This window comes from Mesorhizobium sp. M7A.F.Ca.US.002.01.1.1 (assembly GCF_004022955.1).
In the GTDB taxonomy this organism is placed as follows: Bacteria; Pseudomonadota; Alphaproteobacteria; order Rhizobiales; family Rhizobiaceae; genus Mesorhizobium; species Mesorhizobium ciceri.
The window spans coordinates 1-20,445 of the sequence record NZ_RZQE01000057.1; the positions used below are offsets into that span (position 1 = coordinate 1).

General features: G+C 62.0%; 20 protein-coding genes and 1 tRNA gene. 15 read left to right on the plus strand and 6 right to left on the minus strand.

Translation table 11 applies throughout. The features are described 5' to 3' along the window. Nucleotides 1-929 (plus strand): alpha/beta hydrolase (locus EN932_RS08985; protein WP_164890450.1); only part of this gene is annotated, 929 nt, incomplete at its 5' end. 17 nt (nt 930-946) lie between these two features. Here EN932_RS08985 and hisN read toward each other — a convergent pair. Next, nucleotides 947-1,720 (minus strand): histidinol-phosphatase, encoded by a 774-nt coding sequence (gene hisN, locus EN932_RS08990; RefSeq protein ID WP_024502739.1) that lies wholly within the window; start codon nt 1,718-1,720, stop codon nt 947-949. Nucleotides 1,721-2,021: 301 nt separating this feature from the next. Then, nucleotides 2,022-2,963, minus strand: a complete 942-nt coding sequence (locus tag EN932_RS08995) for an N-formylglutamate amidohydrolase (RefSeq protein WP_013529713.1) — start codon at nt 2,961-2,963, stop codon at nt 2,022-2,024. Nucleotides 2,964-3,126: 163 nt separating this feature from the next. Between EN932_RS08995 and EN932_RS09000 the strand changes: the two genes are divergently transcribed. Together EN932_RS09000 and EN932_RS09005 are read left to right on the plus strand one after the other, a co-directional pair. Further along, on the plus strand, nt 3,127-3,489 hold the full coding sequence (locus tag EN932_RS09000; RefSeq protein WP_006199474.1) for a response regulator: 363 nt from the start codon (nt 3,127-3,129) through the stop codon (nt 3,487-3,489). 116 nt (nt 3,490-3,605) lie between these two features. Next, nucleotides 3,606-3,680: transfer RNA gene (locus EN932_RS09005), tRNA-Val, on the plus strand. A 274-nt stretch (nt 3,681-3,954) separates the two neighbouring features. Here EN932_RS09005 and EN932_RS09010 read toward each other — a convergent pair. Beyond that, on the minus strand, nt 3,955-4,161 hold the full coding sequence (locus EN932_RS09010; protein ID WP_013529712.1) for a hypothetical protein: 207 nt from the start codon (nt 4,159-4,161) through the stop codon (nt 3,955-3,957). Nucleotides 4,162-4,564: 403 nt separating this feature from the next. Here EN932_RS09010 and EN932_RS09015 point away from each other — a divergent pair, with 403 nt between their 5' ends. Continuing rightward, on the plus strand, nt 4,565-5,332 hold the full coding sequence (locus EN932_RS09015) for a Stf0 family sulfotransferase (RefSeq protein ID WP_027161395.1): 768 nt from the start codon (nt 4,565-4,567) through the stop codon (nt 5,330-5,332). A 468-nt stretch (nt 5,333-5,800) separates the two neighbouring features. Here EN932_RS09015 and EN932_RS09020 read toward each other — a convergent pair whose 3' ends face one another. Both EN932_RS09020 and EN932_RS09025 read right to left on the minus strand, forming a co-directional pair. Further along, complete coding sequence (locus tag EN932_RS09020) at nt 5,801-6,196, minus strand: hypothetical protein (RefSeq protein ID WP_013529710.1); 396 nt, start codon at nt 6,194-6,196, stop codon at nt 5,801-5,803. A 14-nt stretch (nt 6,197-6,210) separates the two neighbouring features. Further along, nucleotides 6,211-6,543, minus strand: coding sequence for a lysozyme inhibitor LprI family protein (locus EN932_RS09025; RefSeq protein ID WP_224621359.1), 333 nt, complete (start codon nt 6,541-6,543; stop codon nt 6,211-6,213). 202 nt (nt 6,544-6,745) lie between these two features. Between EN932_RS09025 and EN932_RS09030 the strand changes: the two genes are divergently transcribed. Both EN932_RS09030 and EN932_RS09035 read left to right on the plus strand, forming a co-directional pair. Next, nucleotides 6,746-7,036: a hypothetical protein gene (locus tag EN932_RS09030; RefSeq protein WP_127368816.1), complete on the plus strand. Its 291-nt coding sequence runs from the start codon at nt 6,746-6,748 to the stop codon at nt 7,034-7,036. Between the two features lie 129 nt (nt 7,037-7,165). Beyond that, a complete protein-coding gene (locus EN932_RS09035) occupies nt 7,166-9,433 on the plus strand; it encodes an alginate lyase family protein (RefSeq protein ID WP_127388394.1) in 2,268 nt (755 codons plus the stop codon). Nucleotides 9,434-9,488: 55 nt separating this feature from the next. On the opposite strand, the gene EN932_RS09040 is transcribed toward EN932_RS09035, so the two are convergent. Continuing rightward, nucleotides 9,489-10,643, minus strand: a complete 1,155-nt coding sequence (locus EN932_RS09040; RefSeq protein ID WP_127369152.1) for a dihydrodipicolinate synthase family protein — start codon at nt 10,641-10,643, stop codon at nt 9,489-9,491. Nucleotides 10,644-10,882: 239 nt separating this feature from the next. Between EN932_RS09040 and EN932_RS09045 the strand changes: the two genes are divergently transcribed. The 9 genes from EN932_RS09045 to EN932_RS09085 all read left to right on the plus strand — a co-directional run bounded on the left by EN932_RS09045 (nt 10,883) and on the right by EN932_RS09085 (nt 20,438). Beyond that, nucleotides 10,883-11,941, plus strand: a complete 1,059-nt coding sequence (locus tag EN932_RS09045) for a LacI family DNA-binding transcriptional regulator (protein WP_127365982.1) — start codon at nt 10,883-10,885, stop codon at nt 11,939-11,941. Continuing rightward, nucleotides 11,938-12,117, plus strand: coding sequence for a hypothetical protein (locus EN932_RS09050; RefSeq protein WP_063173051.1), 180 nt, complete (start codon nt 11,938-11,940; stop codon nt 12,115-12,117). Before EN932_RS09045 ends, EN932_RS09050 begins: the two co-directional genes overlap by 4 nt. Beyond that, nucleotides 12,114-13,715, plus strand: coding sequence for an acyl CoA:acetate/3-ketoacid CoA transferase (locus EN932_RS09055; protein ID WP_127369151.1), 1,602 nt, complete (start codon nt 12,114-12,116; stop codon nt 13,713-13,715). The genes EN932_RS09050 and EN932_RS09055 overlap by 4 nt, the downstream gene beginning before the upstream one ends. Next, on the plus strand, nt 13,708-14,484 hold the full coding sequence (locus EN932_RS09060; RefSeq protein ID WP_013529703.1) for an enoyl-CoA hydratase/isomerase family protein: 777 nt from the start codon (nt 13,708-13,710) through the stop codon (nt 14,482-14,484). Before EN932_RS09055 ends, EN932_RS09060 begins: the two co-directional genes overlap by 8 nt. A gap of 9 nt (nt 14,485-14,493) precedes the next feature. Next, the gene (locus EN932_RS09065; RefSeq protein ID WP_063168955.1) at nt 14,494-16,005 is read left to right on the plus strand and encodes an aldehyde dehydrogenase family protein; all 1,512 of its coding nucleotides are present in this window, start codon (nt 14,494-14,496) and stop codon (nt 16,003-16,005) included. Between the two features lie 57 nt (nt 16,006-16,062). After that, nucleotides 16,063-17,316, plus strand: a complete 1,254-nt coding sequence (locus EN932_RS09070; protein ID WP_013529701.1) for an ABC transporter substrate-binding protein — start codon at nt 16,063-16,065, stop codon at nt 17,314-17,316. 104 nt (nt 17,317-17,420) lie between these two features. Then, a complete protein-coding gene (locus EN932_RS09075; RefSeq protein ID WP_024502750.1) occupies nt 17,421-18,377 on the plus strand; it encodes a sugar ABC transporter permease in 957 nt (318 codons plus the stop codon). Then, the gene (locus EN932_RS09080; protein ID WP_024502751.1) at nt 18,374-19,318 is read left to right on the plus strand and encodes a carbohydrate ABC transporter permease; all 945 of its coding nucleotides are present in this window, start codon (nt 18,374-18,376) and stop codon (nt 19,316-19,318) included. The genes EN932_RS09075 and EN932_RS09080 overlap by 4 nt, the downstream gene beginning before the upstream one ends. Nucleotides 19,319-19,322: 4 nt before the next feature. Next, entirely contained in the window at nt 19,323-20,438 is a 1,116-nt protein-coding gene (locus tag EN932_RS09085; protein WP_127368974.1) for an ABC transporter ATP-binding protein, read from the plus strand. Nucleotides 20,439-20,445: the final 7 nt, after the last annotated feature.

Consider the following 20,445-nt stretch of genomic DNA (forward strand, 5'->3'; position numbering starts at 1 on the left):
ATCCGCGGCCGGAAAACGCCGCCGGCGGCTTCTTCACCACGCGTGACCGCAAGAATATCCGCTACGGCCTGTTCGGCGCGGTCGCTCGCCCGATGAAGGGCACCGTGGTCCTGCTCACCGGCCGCAACGAGTGCATCGAGAAATATTTCGAAACCATCCGCAACCTTGCCGATCGTGGCTTTGGCGTCGCCACGCTCGACTGGCGAGGCCAGGGCGATTCAGACCGGCTGATCCGCGATCGCCAGCGCGGCTACGTCAGCAGCTTCCGCGACTACACCGCCGACCTCGAACAGTTCTTCGAGGAGATCGTGCTGCCCGATTGCCGCGGACCCTACTACATCCTGGCCCATTCGGCAGGCGCATTGATCACCCTGCTGGCCGCGCCGTCGATGGTGAACCGCGTCCGGCGCATGGTGCTGATCGCGCCCTTCCTGACGCTGCCCGACCTGCCGGTCTCGATCTCGACGGTTCGCCGCGTCTGTTCCCTGTTCTGCGCTCTCGGCCTCGGCCGGCTCTATGCCGCCTGGGGTCCGCGGCCGAGGGTAACGGCCCCTTTCGAGACCAACAAGCTGACATCGGACCCGGAACGCTATCGGCGCAACACACGGATCTATGAAGAATACCCGCAACTGGCGCTTGGCGGGCCGACGATCCGTTGGCTGCGGGCAGCCGCGAAAGCTTCGGAAGCCGTCAACGACCCCGACTTCATGGCCCGGATCCAGGTCCCGCTGCTGATCATCGCCGCCGGCGCCGACCAGGTCGTCTCGACCAGGGCTGTCGAAGCCTACGCCAGGCGTCTGCGGCTCGGTTCATTGCTGATGATCGACGGCTCCCGCCACGAAATCCTGCAGGAAGCCGACATCTACCGCGAGCAATTGCTCGCCGCCTTCGACGCCTTCATTCCCGGCAGCGACGACCCCACGGCCTGACGGCCGCCGGTCGCTGGTCAGCCGCGCAAGGCAGCCATGGCAGCTGCGTGGAGTTCCGGCGTTGCAGCCGCCAGGACATCGCCGCCCTTTTCCGCAGGCCCGCCATCGAATGTGGTGACCACACCGCCTGCCTTCTCGATGATCGGGATCAGCGCCACGATGTCGTATGGCTTCAAACCGGGATCGGCGACGATATCGACGCTTCCCGAAGCGATCATGGCGAAGGCATAGCAATCGGCGCCATAGCGGGCGAGTTGGATCTGTCTTTCGAATGCATCGTAACGGTTGCGCGCTTCGCCTTTGAATAGCGCCGGCGTGGTGGTGAACAGCGTCGCCTGGTCCAACTTCGTCGTCTTGCGGGTCGTCAGTTTTCGCGGCCCGCCCGGCCCCTCATAGTGCGAACCTGAGGCGTTGGCGTAGAACAGCTCGCCGGTGAAGGGTTGCGCCATCATGCCGGCAACGGCGTCACCGTCGACCGTCAGCCCGACCAGCGTGCCCCACACCGGCAGGCCGGAAATAAAGGCGCGCGTGCCGTCGATCGGGTCGATCACCCAGACATGCCGGCTCGAAATGTTCTCGCTGCCATGCTCCTCGCCAAGAATGCCATGGTCGGGATACTCGGCAGAGATCAACGCCCGGATAGCGCGCTCGGCCTCGCGATCGGCCTCGGTGACCGGATCGAAACTGCCCTGTTCCTTGTTGGCGACCGCGCCTTGGGCACGAAAGCGCGGCAAGGTCTCCGCCGCCGCCACCTGCGCGATGCGGCGCATGAAATCGACACTGATGTCCAACTGATTCTCCCGCACTGCAGCATGTCCGAGCCGTGCTCTGCCGCCAATTTCGTACCAAAACAAGTGTGTTCGACGACTTCTCCGCGACGGCATCTGTTGCCCGGATGTCACATAAGCGTCGTCGAAACGCAATTTCCACATCAGAGTGAATTAAAAAAGCCTGAAGGTCGCTTGACATTTGTGCAACGCACAATACCCTTGACCTCGGACAGGGTTTCCTGTCCATGCCCTCCTTGGGCGTTTCCTCCCTAGACTTCGACCGTATCGTGCAAACGATGCGGTCTTTTTTTACGCCGCGATTTCACTCCGCGGCCAGCGGCAGGTCGATGAAATGATGGTCGGGCATCGACATCAGGTCGGCTGAGAACCGCGTCAGATCGTCGGCCAGCGCATCGAAGCCGGCGGCCTTCTCGAATGTCCGTTCGTTCATGTAGAGCCCGCGATTGACCTCGATCTGCAGCGCATGCAGATGGCGCGCCGGGCGGCCGTAATGCTCGGTGATGAAGCCGCCGGCATAGGGTTTGTTGTGGGCAACCGAATAGCCCATGGCGCTGAGCAGGCCGATCGCGGTCTCGGTCAGGGCGGCGGTTGCCGAGATGCCGAAACGGTCGCCGATGATGAAGTCGGGCCGCAGCCCGCTGTCGCCGACACGGATGCTCGCCGGCATCGAATGACAGTCGATCAGCACGGCAAAACCGAACCGCGCATGGGTCCGGGTCAAAAGCCGCTTCAGCGTCTCGTGATAGGGCTTGTAGACGGTTTCGATCCGGGCAACGGCTTCCGACAGCGGCAGGCGGCCGGAATAGATGTCGAGCCCCTCGCCGACCAGCTTCGGCACCGTGCCAAGCCCACCCGCCACCCGCGCCGAGCGGATGTTGCAGAAGGACGGCACTGGCTCGGCGAACATGCGAGGATCGAGCTCCCACGGCTCGCGATTGACGTCGAGATAGGCCCTCGGAAAATTCGCCGCCAGCAGCGGCGCGCCGAGCGCCACGGCACCGCCGAACAGCTCATCGACGTAACAGTCTTCCGACCGGCGGATGGCGTTGCGGTCCAGCCTTGCCATGGCCAGGAACCGTTCGGGATAGTAGCGGCCGCTATGCGGCGAATTGAAGAGGAAGGGGACGCGCTGCTCGGCGCCCGACCGGATTTCGAAGGGTGGAAAGACCGAAAAATCCTCGGCTGCCGTCTTCAATTTGAACGAACCCGAAAACACCAGTGCATCATGATGTGAAAGTGCCACCTTGCAGGCCGCGTGTCCAGCATTTCAGCGGCGGCACACCCCCGGCAAATATGGATCATCGCCGTCCGCGTTCACTTGATGTTTACCCTCACCTCCTCATATACAGGATGGTTAACGGGCTTGCCCAACGGCAATCTCGGGCGGGTGATTCGGACAGGATATCATGGCACGCATTCTTCTGGCGGAAGACGACGACGATATGCGTCGGTTCCTCGTCAAGGCGCTGGAGCGCGCCGGTTACCAGGTCAGCGATTTCGACAATGGCGCCAGCGCCTATGAGCGGCTGCGCGAAGAGCCGTTCTCGCTGCTGCTGACCGACATCGTCATGCCGGAGATGGACGGCATCGAGCTGGCGCGCCGCGCCACCGAGATCGATCCCGATCTGAAAGTCATGTTCATCACCGGTTTCGCCGCCGTTGCGTTGAACCCGGATTCCAAGGCGCCGAAAGACGCCAAGGTGCTGTCGAAGCCATTCCATCTGCGCGACCTCGTCAACGAGGTGGAGAAGATGCTGCAGGCGGCCTGAGCCGTTTTCTAGGCGAGGCGCCGCACCTCTTCGCCACTGCGGCGAGACGACGCCTTCTTTCCTTTTTCCTGCTATTGACGCGCTGGATCAAAAATGGTGTATGCGCGGCTTCGGATGGGCGTGTAGCTCAGCGGGAGAGCACTGCATTGACATTGCAGGGGTCACAGGTTCAATCCCTGTCACGCCCACCATCCAACCAGACAAATCAGACTTGGATCGACATGCTGGCCGGCTCGCCAGACAAAGCGCGTGGGCATGACGCGCGGGATGAGCAGCGTCGAGGTGCTGGCGGAAGAACGCCTCACTTGGGATAAGCAGGGCACAGCGTGGCACAGGGCCGTCCAGGGCGCGCGTTACACAGAGGTGGACGATTTCGGTGCCTCAAGGGGAGGCTGGACGTTGGCGAGCTTTCGAGCGCAACCCGCCCGTCCCAGCGCTGACCGGAACGGGCGACACGCAATCAGATCATTGCGGCGCTGGATCAGGCGTATTTCCCGGCCTGTCGCCGCCGCCCTTGCCTTCGCGGCAAGGCTCGCCGATGCCGCAGCATTTGCCGTTATAGGTGACGCCAGGCTTCAGCTTGTCGCATTCCCTGGGAGCGGTTGTCTTGCAGCCGGCCAGCACCGAAACGGCGATGGCGGCCAAAAAGACGTTTCTCGAGACAGTAAACATAAGACGTTCTCCTTGATGAACCATGTTTGGACACATCACTTGGTCGCGCCTCGGGTGAATTGGTTCACAAAAATAGTGATGGCGGCGAAAACAACCCTCACGGTTATTCGACAGAGGACACTCCTGGGCAGGCGCAGCAATCGCGTGGCGACGTGTCGGCGACGGCGAACACGCCCACGATGACGATGGCGGCCGATGCGGCGTCCTAGATGAATTGCGTGGTCATCTGGTCTAGAATCCAGCCAAAGCCCTGGTGATGCCGACAAGATGGCAACGAAGATCACGGCGGCAATAAGCTGAGCACGGTGTTCCTGGACCTGGGGCGGGAACGCAGCACTGATTTGGGTTGAAGATAAGCGGGCCTTGCGGCATGCGTTCCGGGACAAGGTGAAGTGAGGAGTTTATGCGGGGCGTTGCGATTCTTACAGAGGGAAGAAGCGGTTCGAACTGGCTGGGAAGCCTGACGAACGCAACTGGCCTGATGGGACGGTCGGAGGAATGGCTTGATCCGGCCTATCTACGTTTCGATCCCCGCACCTATGATGATCTTGAAAAAGCGGTCATCGAGAAAGCGTCGACCGACAACGGGCGGTTTGCGATCAAGTTGTTTCCGCGCCATCTGGCCTGGTGTAAGGAGAAATTCGGAAAGGATTTTCTATTCGAGATTCGAAGAAAACACGGCTTGGAATTCATTTTGTTGGAACGTCGCGACCGAATTCAGCAAGCTATTTCGTTCTACCGAGCTAGGATGTCTGGAGTGTGGACGAGCCGGCACGAAGGGAAAGTCAATCCGCGCTCTGTTCCTTATAGCTTCGCCGACATCAGCCAAGCGTATTTCCAGATTGATCGAAGCTATGCGTTCTGGAGGTCCTACCTACAACTTGCGGGGCTGGATTGTCGTCAATTCGTCTACGAAGATTTGCAGCAAGACCCACGGCCCTATCTGGAAGCTGTGGCGGATTATATGGGCGTCCAGGTCCCGGAAGACACCGCCAATTCGAGATTCACTGTTCAACGGGACAGCCTCACGGAAGAATGGATAGTGCGCTTTCGTGAGGACGCAGCGGCCAAGGGCGCCATTGAGGGCATCGGGGAGATGGCGGTGCCAAGAACGCTCGACAATATCGCCCGCTTTGCCCTGAAACGGCCCCTGATCCGAAAGCGCTTCTAGAGGCAGGTACTTTCTTCGGGGAAATTCGATGATCGTTGCAGCTGGCTCGGTTCCAGCGCTCAATGCCCCGGCTCTTCCTCCAGAACACCTGGAGTAAATCGCGCCGGTCAACCGTCTGCCTGCGGTATGAGCATGGATAGAAATGCTCTCTTCCGGGATATCCTGGCCGCCGTGCAGCTTGCTGGGAACGGCGGGCCAGGGGTCAGATAGTTTCGTCATGTCGCTCGAACCTGCCATTGCGGCAAAAAGTTCCGGAACCATCCTTCAAGCTGATGGAATCGCGGATCGCGTGTGCAGGATCGGCATTTCCCGGCTGTTCGCCAGAGGTAGAGCGGTTCGCATTTGGGTTGACTTCTAGCCTGCACCTGGCGCAACGCCGCATGTAGTGCTTGAAGTTGGCGAAGGGTTTCTCGATTGGGTTGAGGTCCGGACTATAGGGGGCAGGAAGGAGAGCCTCGCGGAGCCAGCCTACTGGTCATCGTCATCGTTATTGTCTGGATTGTCGACCAAACATCCCGCGCCGTGACACCCTTGGTAATTGCCTTGAGTGTCGAAATTCGGATTGCCGTCCTTGTCGTAACTCGGCCTTGGATCGATGTAGCTGTCGTCCTTTCGACGCGCTTCCTTGCGATCCTTGTCTCTCTGTTCTTGCGCGGCCATGCGATCCAATGAGCGCTGCTCATCTTCTGAACGTTGTGAGGTCTGTTGCATCATGCAGTCGGCAAACCTGTTGGTTCCTGGCCTGTAGCCGTAAGACGCGCACTGTTGCTGATCCATTGCGCGCTGATCCTCAGCGCTGACGCAACCGGCAACCGCCAACGGCACAAGCGCGATCAGCACATATCTCATCTTGAAATTCGGCATTTTGTCACTCCAGATTATTCTGATGGCACCGGGCAAGAGAGGTCACCCTCCTGGCAGTTCAGGTAGGCCTTCAACTGCCTGGTGCGGGCCTTGGTCAGGTCAGCCTGACAAGCAGCGGCAACCATCGGCGCCGCGGAGCCACCATCGTCACCGCTGGATTGAAACGTGCATTCGGCGTTGCGGAACGCAATCCACGCTCTCTGCGCTTTCACGAACCGTGCCTTGCCGTCGGAATCATCCGTAAGCCGCTTCTGGATTTGCTTGAAGGTCTGGTTCAATGCCTGATCGGCTCTTTTGAAATCCGAAGCTGGATCGGCCAGAGCCGCGGTGGCGGCGAACGACAGCATGGCGACCGCAGCAAGTAGAAAACGCATGATTGTATCCCCCTCATGAAAACAACCACAAGTAAGCACGCATAGGAGCAGCCGGCAAGGCCTGGAAAACCATATAGTAAGCAAAGGGTTGTCGGGTTCAACAATGCAGGACGGACGAGGCTAGGGCCGTGAGGTGATATGCGGGGAGTGGCAGATAACTCATGCATTCGATGCAATGGCGGTCGAATGCGGCCGCCACAAGCTGACCATGTTTGGACACATCGCTTGGTCGCGCGCCGGGAGGATTGGTTCCAAGAAAATTGCGATCACCGGCGCATCTTTCGCGAGCTTGCCTTTGCGTGAAGGCGAATCGCCGATGCCGGGGCATTTGCCATGCTATGTGGTTTTCGGATTTGATTTATCGCATTGTCCTGTCGGCGTTGCCTGGCAACCTGCCGTCACTTATTCAGCAGAACATAACAGGACATTCGCAACGCTACATGCGAGAGACGTTTTCCATGATTGATCGTGTCGCACAATTCAGGGCTTGGTCGCCTCACGCTCAGAAATGGTCCAGAGTCGAAGTCGGAATGATTGGCGAAACCGCGCGCATCCCCGAGGCGGTGATCGGGATCCGGTCTCCCTGCGTGCCGTCATGAGCTCACAGCCCGGTAGGACAAAACTATCGTCCTGGCCGAAGATATATCGCGAACTGAACCGTGTGCGCACGCAATTGCGGTCGCCGTGGTCGACATTGGGCAACGCGCTCATTTCCGCAAAGCAGAATGCTGAATACCGGCGCGGACTCGGCAAGCGGATCGAGGCCGCCCGCGAGACTTACACGGCGTCGCCGATCTCGCAGATTGCCGACAGCTTCATGCTTGTCCGGATCATCGGCAATGATCTGGAACCGCGACACCGCAAGGGCCAGTCATTCGACAACGTGCTGTTCATTCTGGACAACGAACCGGTCTTCGACGCCTGCGAAAAATTCTGGATCGTCAATCGAATAGTCGACACCGACGAGGAAGCCCGGATCATCGGCCTGCTCGAAAGCCGCCGCCAGAATTTTCATACAATCCCCTTCGAACTCGATCAGTACCGGAAGATATCCTGGGACGTCGACCAGCTTGTTGCCAGCGACCTCCGATTCTCAGAGAAGGGCCGGGCGAGCGGACAGTCCGCGCGTTACGAAACGCACATCCGCCGCAGCAAGAACCTCTATGTGATGAACAACAATGGGGCTCGCAACGCCGCGCTCGCGATTGCCCGCGACAGGGCAAAATGGCTGATGCCCTGGGACGGGAACTGCTACCTGACAGACTCTGCGTTCCAGCGGATACGGTCCGCGATCGAGAAAAACCCGCACCTTCCCTACGCTGTGGTGCCCATGGCGCGCATTGTCGACAATGCGCTTCTGCTGGACCAGAGCTTCCAGCCGCCGGCCGAGGAAGAGCCGCAGATCATGTTTCGAGCCGATACCACGCAACTGTTCGACGAAAACTATGGTTACGGAAGGCGGCCAAAAATCGAGATGCTGTGGCGGTTGGCAGTTCCCGGCCCCTGGGACCGCTACCGCGACGACGCCTGGGATTTTCCACGCCCGGTCCGGGCAGCGGATGCCGGGCTGCTCCAGAAAGCGGGCTGGGTGGCGCGCCTGGATTCAGGGCGTTCGCATCTGGAGATCGGCAAGGCCGGCTTCGTCGCGCGTCTGGTCAGCCGCGATCAGGCGATCGTCGATATGGTCGATCAATGTGACGCCAAGGCAGTCGCCGCTCGGCTCGATGCCTCCCGCCTGGCCTTTTATGACGAAGACGCCCTGGCCCACGCGGTGAAGGACGGGCTCATCCTGCACCATCTCGAAACCGCGGCCGGACAGGCACTCGCCCGCGGTCCGTTCAGCGTGCTCGACAAGACTGGCCTAGCCCCCAGCGGGGATCCCCAGGACTATTTTCACCCCGCGCCTTACTGGTGGCCCGACCCCGACAGACCCGACGGCCTGCCCTATATCCGGCGCGATGGCGAACGCGTGCCCGGCACGGCATTGTATGCAGCAGGAAGCGAAACCTACGATCGCACACGCTTGCAGCGCGTCTTCGACGACACAACCGTGCTTGCGCTCGCCGCAACCGTGCTTGATGGGCATCATTATGCCGTCCACGCCGCCAGGCTCATTCGCGCATGGTTTATCGATCCCAGGACAAGAATGAACCCGCATTTGCGCTATGCGCAGGTGCGGTCGGGCCACGACAACAATGAAGGGTCCGGCCACGGCATCATCGAGCTGAAGGATTTCTATTTCTTCCTGGATGCCGTACGCCTGCTCGAGCGAACAGGAGTACTGGGCGACGAGGATCGCGAGGCGTTCAGAGCCTGGCTCGGTTCCTACTGCGAATGGCTGGACACCGCGCCGGCAGCCGCGACGGCCTTCTGCAGCAGCAGCAACCAAGGAACATATTACGATTTGCAGCGGGCATCGATCGCCACGTTTCTTGGCGACAGCGCCACCCTGGCCAAGATCAGCCTCTATGCTCGGGAGAGACTAGCAACCCAGATCGCAGCCGATGGCTCCTTGCCCAGGGAACTGTCCCGCACGCGCCCCAGGCACTACGCCATGTTTACCTTGCAAGGCTGGACGTCGCTGGCCCGTGTCCTGTCTTCGGTCGGTGACAATCTCTGGCAACACAAGACAGCCGAGGGACTGGGACTGGTCCAGGCGCTGCACTGGCTTGTTGCGCACGAGAACAAGCCACACACCATGTCGGCCGAAACTGTCGATCCGGATCGGCTTGGGCCGCTGCTTCTCGACCTGACGCACCATGATCCCGCAGGAATGCCACCTGCCGATCTGGGAAGGGCGACCAAGCCCATTTTTCATCCAGACGAGGCAATCGCGCCTTTTTGGCTGTGGCGGAGACATTAGCGACGCCCGGCATTCCTGGCCTGTTACGTCGATGATGAGAACCACTTTCCGCGCTTCAAACACCCGCGACGGTGCAAAGGCTCTTCATCCTGGTCACCGCCAGTTCCGGATCGGCCAGCAATCCGGCCTGGTCGGCAAGGCGGAACACGTCGGCATAGTGACGGATGCCGCGCGCCGACTGCATACCGCCGACCATCGCAAAATGATCCTGATGGCCGTTCAGCCAGGCCATGAGGACGATGCCGGCTTTGTAATACTCGGTCGGCGCCTCGAAGATCTTTCGCGACAGCGGCACGGTCGGCGCCATCAACGCGTCAAAGCCGGCGCGGTCGCCTTCCGCCAGTTTCGCCAGCGCCGCGTTGGCAACCGGCGCAATCGCGTCGAAAATACCCAGCAATGCGTGCGAGTGCCTTTTCTCGTCGCCGGCGATCAGTTCGGGATAATTGAAATCGTCGCCGGTGAACATGACGACGCCGTCCGGCAGACGGTTCCTCAGCGCGACCTCCTTGCCGGCATCGAGCAGTGAGATTTTTATCCCCTCCACGTTGCCAACGTGGCATTCGATGATGGCAACGACTGTATCGAGAGCGACCTCGAAATTCTCGCTGCCCCAATAGCCCCTGAGCGCCGGATCGAACATGTCGCCCAGCCAGTGCAGGATGACCTTGCCGGAGGACTGTGACAGGATGCGGTCGTAGACCCTGACATAGTCGTCCGGCCCTTTGGCAACTGCCGCCAACGCCCGGCTGGCCATCATGATCGCCTTGCCGCCGAGCCCTTCGATTAAAGCGAACTGCTCTTCATAGGCCTTGATGACGTCATCGATTGTTTTGGCGGCGGCGGGCGCCAGATGGTCGGTGCCGGCGCCCGAGGCGAGATCGGCGCCATCGACCGTGCGCGCCTCGGCGATCGAGCGGCGGATCAATTCCTGCGCGTTTGCCCAGTCGAAGCCCATGCCGCGCTGCGACGTGTCCATCGCTTCGGCGATGCGGAAGCCCAGCCGCCACAGATGGTGACGGAACGCCATCGTCCTCTCCCAGTCGATCACCGGTCTGGACCACGGATCGGTCATGGCGAGCGGATCGGCAACGACGTGCGCGGCGGCATAGGCGATACGCGAAAATCGCGCGCCGATGTCAGGCTGCACGGGCTCGCCGACCAGCGTGTACCGGGTGCTGCCGCCACCCTCACCAGGCAAGGAAATGTCCATCCATCGCTCCCTTCACAACGCTACTAAATGGAACGTTCCAATAAATCAAGGACCTTTAAGATTCGAACTCCCTGCAGGATGAAATGCTGCATTGCAACAGGAAAGCCTTATGAAGCATGCCATTTGAGTACGCACAATCGATGTTCGAGGCGCGGGAAAAATCCCGATTGACTCACGAGCGGAGCAGAGATTAGAACGTTCCAATAGTTTTGGGCCTGCAGTGGGGAGGATGCATCTGGATGGCCAACCGGGCCAAGGCGACGATATTCGACATCGCCCGCGAAGCGGGCGTGTCCAAATCGACGGTATCGCTCGTGCTCCAGGGCAGCGGACTGATCCGGCCCGAAACAGCGAGCAAGGTGCGCAAGGCGATCGAGGATGTCGGTTACGTCTACAACCGCGGCGCCGCCAATCTGCGCAAGGCGCACTCCAACGTCATCGGCATGGTCATCAACGATCTCACCAATCCTTTCTTCGCGGAGCTGGCGGTCGGCATGGAGCGGGTCTTCCAGTCGGCCGGCATCGTGCCGTTCATCGCCAACACGGCGGAAAATCCGGTGCGCCAGGAAGAAGTGCTGAAGTCGCTGATGGAGCAAGGCGTCGCCGGCCTCATCGTGTCGCCGGCTCGCGGCACGACGCCGGGCGCCTTCAGGCGGATCGAGACGGCAGGTCTGCCGGTGGTCTTCGCCATGCGCCGGCTTCCCGAGAGCCGCATTCCGGTCATCGCGCCCGACAATCATCGCGGCGCCTATCTCGCCACCGCTCATCTGATCGGCAAGGGACATCGCCGGCTGGTCTTCTTCGGCGGCTCGTCCGATCTCGTCGTCTATCACGAGCGGCTTGGCGGATTTCGCGAAGCCTGCGAGACGCAGGGCATCTCCGACCGCGACACTCTGGTCGTCGAGGGAGAGACCAGCCGCAGAGGTGGTATCGCATGCCTCGAAACCGCTCTCGCAATGGCTGAACCGCCGACTGCGGCACTCTGCTTCAACGACGCCGTCGCCTTTGGCGCCATGCTGGCGCTGCGCAAGCGCGCGCTTGAGCCCGGAGTTGATTTCGCCATCGTCGGCTTCGACGATGTGGCCGAGGCCGAGCATTACATGCCGGCTCTGACCAGCGTCGCGGTGGACTCGGCGGGTCTTGGCGAACGTGCCGCCCATGTCATGCTGAAAATGATCCAGTCGCGCACCACACGGGCCGAAGACCATATCGGCGCGGTCAATCTGGTGGTCAGGGAAAGCTGCGGCCCGGATCGCCGCATTCGAAACAGGGCGGCCGGTTCGGGAGGCGCTGCATGAGCGTCAAATGGAGCTTGATCGGCGCCAGCACGATCGTCAGGCAGTTCATGATCAACGCCATCCGCGCGCAAGGCGAGGACAGCATCTGGTCATCGGCGTCAACCGAAGCAGCATTGCAAACCGCGAAATCAGGCAAGGCGGTCGCAATCGACCCTGAATTCGGGAGTATGAATTGAGCAAGGTGGTCTCCGCGGCGCAGGCAGCCGGCCTGGTCAAGGACGGCATGGTCGTGTCGGTGTCCTCGTCGAGCGGCCTCGGCTGCCCCGATGCGGTGCTCGCCGCGATCGGCGAACGCTTCGACGCAGAAGGCCATCCGAAGAACATCACCACGCTGCACCCGATCGCAGCCGGCGACATGTATGGCATCAAAGGCATCGACCATCTGGCCAAGCCGGGACTGCTGAAGCGTACCTTGTGCGGCTCCTACCCGTCCGGCCCCTCCTCTTCCGAACCGCCGCAGATCTGGAAGATGATCGGCGACAATTCGGTCGCCGCCTACAACGTGCCGTCCGGCATCCTGTTCGATATGCACCGCGAAGCCGCGGCCAAGCGGCCGGGCGTGCTGACCAAAGTCGGTCTCGACACCTTCGCCGACCCGCGCCACCAGGGCTGCGCCATGAACGACGCCGCCAGCGAGCCGATCGTTTCGGTGCAGCAGTTCGACGGCGAGGAATGGCTCTATTTCCGCTCTATCGTGCCGCAGGTGTCGATCATCCGCGCCACGTCGGCCGACGAGCGCGGCAACCTCACCTACGAGCATGAGGGCGCCTATCTCGGCGGACTGGAACAGGCGCTCGCCGCCCGCAACAATGGCGGCATCGTCATCGCGCAGGTCAAGCGCGTCGTCGAGAACGGCACGCTGAAACCGCATGACGTGCGCGTGCCGGGCGTCCTGGTCGACCATATCGTCGTTGCGCCCGACCAGTTGCAGACGACGCTGACACCCTATGACCCGGCGATCTCGGGAGAAATCTTCCGGCCGCTGTCGAGCTTCCGCACGCCGGAGATGAACGTGCAGAAGGTGATCGCGCGCCGCGTCGCCATGGAGTTGCGCGACGGCATGGCCGTCAATATCGGGTTCGGCATTTCCGCCAATGTGCCGCGCATCCTTCTCGAGGAAGGCCAGCACGGCAAAATTACCTGGGTGATCGAACAGGGCGCGGTCGGCGGCGTGCCGCTGCTCGACTTCAAATTCGGCTGCTCATCGAACGCCGACGCCTTCATGCCCTCGCCGCACCAGTTCATCTATTTCCAGGCCGGCGGCTTCGACGCCTCGCTGCTGTCCTTCCTGCAGATCGATCGACACGGCTCTGTGAATGTTTCGAAGCTTTCGGCGCGGCCGCATGTCACCGCCGGCGCCGGCGGCTTTGTCGACATCACCGCACGGGCGAAGAAGATCGTCTTCTCCGGCTTCTTCAATGCCGGCGCCAAGCTGTCTCTGGCCGATGGCGGCATCCGCATCGACCACGAGGGCAAGGTCAAGAAGGTGGTCAACGAAGTCGAGCACATCTCGTTTTCGGGCAAGCGCGCGGTGGCGCAGGGACAGGACATCACCTATGTCACCGAACGCTGCGTGATGAAGCTGACGCCGGAGGGGTTGGTCGTCACAGAACTCGCACCCGGCATCGATCTGCAGCGTGATGTGCTGGCCCAGTCGGAAATTCCGTTGGCCGTTGCCAGGGACCTCAAGACGACACCGGCAGCCCTCTATCAGGAGCAACCGATAGGCCTGTCGCTGAATGGCGGCGCCTCGGTCGGAGGCGCGCGTGGCTGAGCCTCTCGTCACCTTCGAGCAGGATGGCGCCATCGGTACCATCACGCTGCGCCGGCCGGAGAAATTCAACGCACTGGACATTCCGATGCTGCGGGCGCTAGAGACGGCGCTCGACGCGGCCGAGATGGCCGAGGGCGTCCGCGTCGTGCTGCTGCGCGGCGAAGGCAAGGGCTTTTGCGCCGGTGGCGATGTCGAAGCCTGGGCGCAGATGAGTGCCGCCGATTTCCAGGTGCAGTGGGTGCGCTACGGCCACCGCGTCTTCGACCGCTTGGCGCGGCTGCGGCAGCCGACAATCGCCGTCCTGTCCGGCCATGCGCTTGGCGGCGGCCTGGAACTGGCTGCGGCTTGCGACTTGCGCGTGGCGGAAACACAAGTGAAATTAGGCTTCCCGGAAACCTCGATTGGCGTCGTGCCCGGCTGGTCCGGTACGCAGCGCGCCGTGCGCCGCTTCGGCGCGCAGACGGTGCGCCGCATGGCGCTGGGCGGCGAGATCCTTCTCGCCCCCGAGGCACTCGCCCTGGGCATCGTCGACCGGGTGGTCGCAACTGGCAACGCACACGAAGAAGCAAAGGCGTGGGCGGAAAAGATCGCCGAGCGCGGCCCGCTGGCGACGGAAGCCGCCAAGCTGATGATCGCGGTCGCCGAAGGCGAGGAAAGTGCCGCCGCCACCGAAGCGCTGGCCAGCGGCTTCATCGCCCTGACCGGCGATCTGAAGGCCGGCGTCGATGCCTTCAAGGCCAAGCAGAAGCCGGCCTTTTCGAGATCCTAGAGCAAACATATGAACGCACCCCTGAAGATCGCCATGCCGGCCGAGGCGGCCGAAGCCCCGAAAGGCTACAAGCTGCTGATCAACGGCAAGCATGTCGATGCCCGCGACGGCCGCACGATTGCTCGAAACAGCCCCGGCCACGGCTTCACCGTCTCGCACTATGCGCAGGCCGGTGAGGCCGAAGTGGAAGCCGCTGTGCTTGCCGCCCACAGGGCTTTCGAAACGGGTCCATGGCCGCGCATGAAGGCGGCCGAACGTGCCGGGATCCTGCTCAAGGCAGCTGATCTGATCGAGGGCCGGCTGGAAGACATCGCCCGGCTCGACGCACTGGAATCGGGCAAACCGATCGCCCAGGCACGCGGCGAGATCGGCGGCGCCGTCGACATCTGGCGCTATGCCGCCTCGCTTGCCCGCACCCTGCATGGTGAAACCTACGCCAATCTCGGCGACGCCATGCTGGGTGTCGTCCTGCGCGAACCGATCGGCGTCGTCTCGATCATCACCCCGTGGAATTTCCCGTTCCTGATCGTCAGCCAGAAACTGCCCTTCGCGCTCGCCGCCGGCTGCACGGCGGTGGTCAAGCCGAGCGAAATGACCTCGGCCTCGACCTTCGTGCTCGGCGACATCCTGATGCAGGCCGGCCTGCCCGCCGGCGTCGTCAATATCCTGGCCGGACTTGGCGCCGATGTCGGTGCGCCGATGGTCAGCCACCCGCTGGTCGAAATGGTCTCGTTCACCGGCTCCACCCGCGTCGGCAAGATGACGATGGCATCCGCCGCGCAGTCGCTGAAGAAAGTCTCGATGGAGCTCGGCGGCAAGAACGGCCAGATCGTCTTCCAGGACGCCGACCTCGAAGCGGCCGCCGATGCGGCGGTGTTCGGCGGCTTCTTCAATGCCGGCGAGTGCTGCAATGCCGGCAGCCGGCTGATCGTGCACGAGGCGATCGCCGACGATTTTCTCAGCGCCGTCAAGGCGCTTGCCGCCAGGGTCACGGTCGGCGATCCGCTCGATGACCAAACCAAGGTCGGCGCGATGATCTCGTCCGACCATTTGGCCAAGGTTGCCGGTTACGTTGCGGCAGCCGCGACCGAGGGCAGCAGCATCTACAGCGGAGGCAAGCAATTGGCCTCCAATATCGGTCAATACCTCGATCCCACCATCATCCGCGGCGTCACCGAGGACATGGCCATAGCGCGCGAGGAAGTGTTCGGCCCGGTGCTCTCGGTGCTGACTTTTGAATCGATTGAAAAGGCGTTGCACATCGCCAACAACACGCCCTATGGTTTGTCGGCGGGCGTGTGGAGCGCCAGCATCGACACTTGCATGTCGGTCGCGCGCGGCGTGCGTTCGGGAACCGTTTGGGTGAACACATTCATGGAAGGTTATCCCGAGCTGCCTTTCGGAGGCTATAAGCAGTCCGGTCTCGGACGCGAACTCGGCAAACGCGCCGTCGAGGATTATACCGAGGAAAAGACAATCCAGTTTCATCGCGGCCAGCGCACCGGGTGGTGGGTCGGCTGAGTTGAGAAGAACCCGGCGGCATCCGCCGGTCGTGTAATGCAACAAGGGAGGAAGTACATGTTGCGCAAACTGCTTATCGGAACGGCTCTCGCGTCGGGCCTGGCTTTCGCGGCCCACGCCGAGGACGTCAAGGAAGTCCAGATGCTGCATTGGTGGACCTCGGGCGGCGAAGCGGCTGCTCTCAACGTCCTCAAGGGTGATCTGGCCAAGGAAGGCTATGCCTGGAAGGACGTGCCGGTGGCCGGCGGCGGCGGCGATGCCGCCATGACCGCGCTGAAGGCGATGGTCGCGGCCGGCAATTATCCGACCGCCTCGCAGATGCTCGGCTACACCGTGCTCGACTATGCAGCCGCCGGCGTCATGGGCGACCTGACCGAAACGGCGAAGAAGGAAGGCTGGGACAAGTCCGTTCCGGCAGCCCTGCAGAAGTTTTCGGTCTATGACGGCAAGTGGGTCGCGGCGCCGGTCAATGTTCACTCGGTCAACTGGCTGTGGATCAACAAGGCCGTCCTGGACAAGATCGGCGGCACCGAGCCGAAGACCTTCGACGACTTCGTTGCCCTGCTCGACAAGGCCAAGGCGGCAGGCGTGATCCCGCTCGCTCTCGGCGGCCAGAACTGGCAGGAAGCCACCATGTTCGACTCCGTCGTGCTGTCGACCGGCGGACCCGAGTTCTACAAGAAGGCCTTCAACGACCTCGATGACGAGTCCCTGAAGTCCGACACGATGAAGAAGTCGTTCGACAATCTGGCCAAGCTCGTCACCTATGTCGACCCCAACTTCTCGGGCCGCGACTGGAACCTTGCCACCGCCATGGTCATCAAGGGCGATGCCCTGGTGCAGGTCATGGGCGACTGGGCGAAGGGCGAGTTCCACGCCGCCAACAAGACCCCGGGCACCGACTTCCTGTGCTATCGCTTCCCGGGTACCGACGGCTCGGTGATCTACAACTCCGACATGTTCGGCATGTTCAATGTTCCCGACGACCGCAAGGCCGCCCAGGTCGCACTGGCCACCGCCACCCTGTCGAAGAGCTTCCAGTCGGCCTTCAACGTCGTCAAGGGTTCGGTCCCGGCCCGTACCGATGTTCCGGACACCGACTTCGACGCTTGCGGCAAGAAGGGCATCGCCGACCTGAAGGCAGCCAATGAAGGCGGCACGCTGTTCGGCTCGCTGGCCCAGGGCTATGGCGCGCCTCCGGCGGTCGCCAATGCCTATAAGGATGTCGTCTCCAAATTCGTCCATGGTCAGATCAAGACCTCGGACGAAGCCGTGACCGAGCTGGTCAAGGCGATCGACGACGCCAAGTAAGCGCCACGCACCAAAAACGCCTTCCCCGCTCCGGCGGGGAAGGCCCAGATCCGCGAACATAGATCCGCGAAGCTGGTTGGCCGCGAGTCGACGGGAGGAGCCCCATGAGCACGGTAGCGACAAGCCAGATCAAGCTGACGCCGGAGCATGCGCGGCCACGCGCCTCGGTGCGCTCGCGCCTGCAGGACGCATTGCCGAAGATCGTGCTGGCGCCGAGCTTCGCCATCACCATCGTCTTCGTCTACGGCTTCATCCTGTGGACGATCTATCTGTCCTTCACCAATTCCAAGACCTTCCCGTCCTATGTCCTAACCGGCTCGCGCGCCTATCAGCGGCTGTGGGGCTGGACCTTCGACACAGACCCGCCGTCGAGCTGGTACACGTCGATCACCAATATGGGTATTTTCGGTTTCCTCTACATCGCGATCTGCCTGGCGCTCGGCCTGTTCCTGGCCATCCTGCTCGACCAGAAGATCCGCGGCGAAGGCGTGTTGAGGCCGATCTATCTCTATCCGATGGCGCTGTCCTTCATCGTCACCGGCGTCGCCTGGAAATGGTTCCTCGATCCCGGCCTCGGTCTCGAGCAGACCTTGCATCAATGGGGTTGGACGAGCTTCCATTTCGACTGGATCAAGAACAAGGATTTCGTCATCTACACGGTGGTCATTGCCGGCGTCTGGCAGGCCTCCGGCTTCATCATGGCGATGTTCCTGGCCGGCCTGCGCGGCATCGACGGCGAGATCATGAAGGCGGCGCAGATCGACGGCGCCACCACCTTCCAGCTCTATCGCCGCATCGTCATCCCGCTGCTGCGGCCGATCTTCCTGTCGGCATTCATCGTGCTCGCGCACCTCGCCATCAAGTCCTACGATCTCGTGGTCGCACTGACCAGCGGCGGGCCCGGCGGCTCGGCGTGGCTGCCGTCCAACTTCATGTATGAGTACACGTTCAAGCGCAACGAAATGGCCGTCGGCTCGGCCAGTGCGGTGATCATGCTGATGACCATCGTCGCCATCATCGTGCCCTATCTCTATTCGGAACTGCGGGAGAAGCCGCGATGAGCGCCGTCACCACTCCCGCCCGCCAGGCCTCCGGCGGCGTCAACGTCAAGGTCATCAACCGCATCGTCATCTACGGGCTGCTGGCTCTGTTTGCGCTGTTTTACCTGATGCCGCTGTTCGTCATGCTGGTGACCTCGTTCAAGACCATGGACGAGATCCAGAACGGCAACATGCTGGCGCTGCCCAAGGCGCCGACCTTCGACCCGTGGCTGAAGGCGTGGGGCGAGACCTGCGTCGGCCTCACCTGCGCCGGCATTAAGGGCTATTTCTGGAACTCCATCAAGATGGTGGTTCCGGCCGTTCTGATCTCGACCATGCTGGGCGCGCTGAACGGCTACGTGCTGACGAAATGGCGTTTCCGCGGCGCAACGCTGGTGTTCGGGCTGATGCTGTTCGCCTGCTTCATTCCGTTCCAGTCGGTGCTGTTGCCGATGGCGACCATCCTCGGCAGCCTCGGCCGCTTCGGCGTCACACTGCAGAACTCGGTCGGAACGAGCTTCGGTCTCGGCAACCCGACGGTCAACCTGGTCTTCGTCCACGTCGTCTACGGCATCGGCTTCACCACGCTGTTCTTCCGCAACTACTACGAGGCGTTTCCGACCGAACTGGTCAAGGCGGCACAGGTCGACGGCGCATCCTTCTTCCAGATCTTCCGCCGCATCATGCTGCCGAACTCAATGCCGATCTTCGTCGTCACCGTCATCTACCAGTTCACCAACATCTGGAACGACTTCCTCTTCGCCTCGGCTTACGCCGGCACCGGCGACGCGATGCCGATGACGGTGGCGCTCAACAACGTCGTCAACACCTCGACCGGCGTCGTCGAATACAACGTCAACATGGCCGCCGCGATGATCGCGGCACTGCCCACCCTTCTCGTCTATGTGCTCGCCGGCCGCTACTTCGTGCGCGGTCTCATGGCTGGCGCCGTCAAAGGATGATCTGATGGCTTTTCTGGAAATTGATGGTCTGAGAAAGCGCTTCGGCCAGGTCGAGATCCTGAAAGGGATCGATGTCGAGCTCGAGAAAGGCGGTTTCCTGGTGCTGGTCGGCCCTTCCGGCTGCGGCAAGTCCACTTTGCTCAACACCATCGCCGGCCTGGAGACGATCACCTCGGGCGAAATCCGGGTCGACAGCCGCGCCATCAACGATCTGCACCCCTCCAAGCGCGACATCGCCATGGTGTTCCAGAGCTATGCGCTCTACCCGAACATGACGGTGGCCGGAAACATCTCCTTCGGCATGGAGATGCGCGGCGTGCCGGCGGCGGAGCGCCAGAAGGCGATCGACAAGGTGGCCAAGGTGCTGCAGATCGGCCACCTCTTGCAGCGCAAGCCGAGCCAGCTTTCGGGCGGCCAGCGCCAGCGCGTCGCCATGGGCCGGGCGCTGGTGCGCGACCCCAAACTGTTCCTTTTCGACGAGCCTTTGTCCAACCTCGACGCCAAGCTGCGCGTCGACATGCGCATCGAGATCAAGCGCCTGCATGCCACCACCGGCACCACCATCGTCTACGTCACCCACGACCAGATCGAGGCGATGACGCTGGCGACCAAGATCGCCGTGATGCGCGACGGCGAGGTGCAGCAGTTCGGCACGCCGGCCGAAATCTACAACAACCCGAGCAATCTCTTCGTCGCCGACTTCATGGGCTCGCCGGCGATGAACCTGATCCCGGCGACGATCGGTACGTCAGGCAATGCGTTGTCCGTCGTGCTGCAGCGCGAGGCGCGCGAGCCGATCAACCTGCCGATGGCCAATGCGCCGGCGGGCCTGTCGGCATTCCAGGGCAAGCCGATCATCTTCGGTGTCCGTCCCGAAGCCCTGACCGATCCGGAAGGTGCCGAGCGCAACGCCTCGCACATCGCAACCGCGGACTGTCACATCGAGGTCGTCGAGCCGGCAGGTTCGGACACCTTCGCCGTCACCAATCTCGGCGGCAAGGGCGTGGTGGCGCGGCTGCGCGCCGACGCCAACATTCAGCCGGGCACCAACACGCCGCTCGCCTTCAACCTGACAAAGGCGGTGTTCTTCGATCCGGCGACCGAGACCCGTATTCGCTAATGTATGT

Bases quoted from the DNA above. Each gene is read 5' to 3' on its own strand.
- EN932_RS09035 (WP_127388394.1), top strand. From the start codon at position 7,166: ATGAGCTCACAGCCCGGTAGGACAAAACTATCGTCCTGGCCGAAGATA.
- EN932_RS09025 (WP_224621359.1), bottom strand. From the start codon at position 6,543: ATGCTGTCGTTCGCCGCCACCGCGGCTCTGGCCGATCCAGCTTCGGAT.
- EN932_RS09065 (WP_063168955.1), top strand. From the start codon at position 14,494: ATGAACGCACCCCTGAAGATCGCCATGCCGGCCGAGGCGGCCGAAGCC.
- EN932_RS09075 (WP_024502750.1), top strand. From the start codon at position 17,421: ATGAGCACGGTAGCGACAAGCCAGATCAAGCTGACGCCGGAGCATGCG.
- EN932_RS09085 (WP_127368974.1), top strand. From the start codon at position 19,323: ATGGCTTTTCTGGAAATTGATGGTCTGAGAAAGCGCTTCGGCCAGGTC.
- EN932_RS09000 (WP_006199474.1), top strand. From the start codon at position 3,127: ATGGCACGCATTCTTCTGGCGGAAGACGACGACGATATGCGTCGGTTC.
- EN932_RS09080 (WP_024502751.1), top strand. From the start codon at position 18,374: ATGAGCGCCGTCACCACTCCCGCCCGCCAGGCCTCCGGCGGCGTCAAC.
- EN932_RS09030 (WP_127368816.1), top strand. From the start codon at position 6,746: ATGGCGGTCGAATGCGGCCGCCACAAGCTGACCATGTTTGGACACATC.
- EN932_RS09050 (WP_063173051.1), top strand. From the start codon at position 11,938: ATGAGCGTCAAATGGAGCTTGATCGGCGCCAGCACGATCGTCAGGCAG.
- EN932_RS09070 (WP_013529701.1), top strand. From the start codon at position 16,063: ATGTTGCGCAAACTGCTTATCGGAACGGCTCTCGCGTCGGGCCTGGCT.
- EN932_RS09045 (WP_127365982.1), top strand. From the start codon at position 10,883: ATGGCCAACCGGGCCAAGGCGACGATATTCGACATCGCCCGCGAAGCG.
- EN932_RS09020 (WP_013529710.1), bottom strand. From the start codon at position 6,196: ATGCCGAATTTCAAGATGAGATATGTGCTGATCGCGCTTGTGCCGTTG.
- EN932_RS09015 (WP_027161395.1), top strand. From the start codon at position 4,565: ATGCGGGGCGTTGCGATTCTTACAGAGGGAAGAAGCGGTTCGAACTGG.
- EN932_RS09040 (WP_127369152.1), bottom strand. From the start codon at position 10,643: ATGGACATTTCCTTGCCTGGTGAGGGTGGCGGCAGCACCCGGTACACG.
- EN932_RS09010 (WP_013529712.1), bottom strand. From the start codon at position 4,161: ATGTTTACTGTCTCGAGAAACGTCTTTTTGGCCGCCATCGCCGTTTCG.